The sequence below is a fragment of the Ulvibacter sp. 2305UL32-6 genome, from assembly GCF_058148545.1.
The window spans coordinates 1-1,600 of sequence record NZ_JBYVKA010000028.1 but is presented as its reverse complement, the minus strand read 5'-3'; the positions used below and the strand labels follow the sequence as shown (position 1 = coordinate 1,600).

The window sequence follows — 1,600 nt, the reverse complement described above, 5'->3', positions numbered from 1 at the left end:
GGCACACATATAAAAAAACCGTTTTCAAATTGAAAAACACGATAATTATAATATTTCTACTTCTAATTTCATTCAGCGGATTCACTCAAAATCTGACTGAAAAAGAGTTCGTAATTCTGACTTTTGAAATGAGTAAAAACAAAGGTCAACATAAGAACCATGTTTATACTTATTATTGGATTGCGGAATTAGAAAAATATGAAAAAGTAGATGAATATAAAGAACCAAAAATTTATTCTCTTTTTCTAAACGAATTTTACGGAAGTGAACAATTGGAATCCTGCTGTTTAGGAAAAGTTTCATATCCATATACAATGACAACAGGAACGGAATTTAAATTTCCAAAAAATTATAGCGAATATTTGACTAATTTAAGAAAATTAGTCAAAGACAATAGAGAGAAAATACAAGTAATAAATAAAAAATGGAAAGATAATCATAAAGAGAAAGTGACTGTTTATGCGACAACTGTAAAAGGAAAACTTTGTGTTTGTGAATATGGCGGAAAAGTAATTCTTAAAGCTGGAGATTTAATTAGTTTTCCAAAAGGAGAATTTAAAATAATTGACAACTATTGGAATGATAATAAGAACATTTTATTGTATAAAGACTTTTCGACTTTTGAATATGGAAATACACTCTGAAAAAAATACGTGTGCCAACAACGTGTATAAAACATAGCTATTAAGTGCTAAATCAAAAGGTTTGTACTTATTTGCAAAGACCGCCAAATTTTTAAATTTGGCTTTTAAAATAAAAAAGTAAAAACAAAATATAAAAATTCGGCTCTGTGTTTATCCGAAAAGTAGTGCCTTTTTGCACGCTACGTTTCATACACAAGACAGTTGGCAACTATTTTAAATGAACCATAGAAAAAACATATTATCATCACCAAATTTATACTTCGGGATATTAACGATAATTTTAGTTGGATTGGAATTATTTGCTGCGAATTTGGCATATGCTAATTATGGATGGTCAAAGTCCGCAATTTTATACATTATTACCTATTTCAATATTGTTCCAATTATTTTATTCTATTTAAAAAAACGCTTTTTTGGACTCATCTTGCTGCTGGGTCTTGGAGCTTTTATAATTCCAAATCAGTTAATTCTAACCGAAAAATTGACTTTATTAAAAGAAGAGGCAGGTAACATTGTGAATTTCGTTTATTTAAAAAAACAAGAAAATGGCTCTTTTCCCGAAAATATTGAAGATTATCAATTTGTTTATCCTGAATTAAGAGAACATATCGATTATAGAAAGTATGAGCATAGTCCTAATGATTTTCAAGTTCTCTATTATGTGGGTACAAAAAATACATCACACTATTATACCCATAGCAGTGGACCAAATTGGGATTATTATGATGACTAAAAAAACAGTAGCCAACACCGTATAAAGCCAATGGCGGAGTTCGTTAAACGAATTAAAACTCCTACAATTTAAAAACGTATATTTATTTCCGAATAAATCAGTAAACGGCTTCGCCGTGGCTTCCGAGTCGCACGCGTCGACGCCGCTGCCAACATTTGCTCCGCAAATTTGGTTGAGCCACAGCTTGCCAAGGTCCGCCACTGGTCATATACAAACACGTTAG

General features: G+C 30.9%; 2 protein-coding genes. Both read left to right on the top strand.

Annotated features, from left to right (window positions below; translation table 11 throughout):
- The coding region (locus ACY2RU_RS17500) for a hypothetical protein (RefSeq protein ID WP_490139774.1) at positions 1–644 on the top strand (644 nt) is incomplete at its 5' end.
- Positions 645–861: 217 nt separating this feature from the next.
- Entirely contained in the window at positions 862–1,377 is a 516-nt protein-coding gene (locus ACY2RU_RS17495; RefSeq protein WP_490139773.1) for a hypothetical protein, read from the top strand.
- Positions 1,378–1,600: the final 223 nt, after the last annotated feature.

Excerpts from the sequence above, each read along its gene's own strand:
- ACY2RU_RS17495 (WP_490139773.1), top strand. The coding sequence starts at position 862 with ATGAACCATAGAAAAAACATATTATCATCACCAAATTTATACTTCGGG.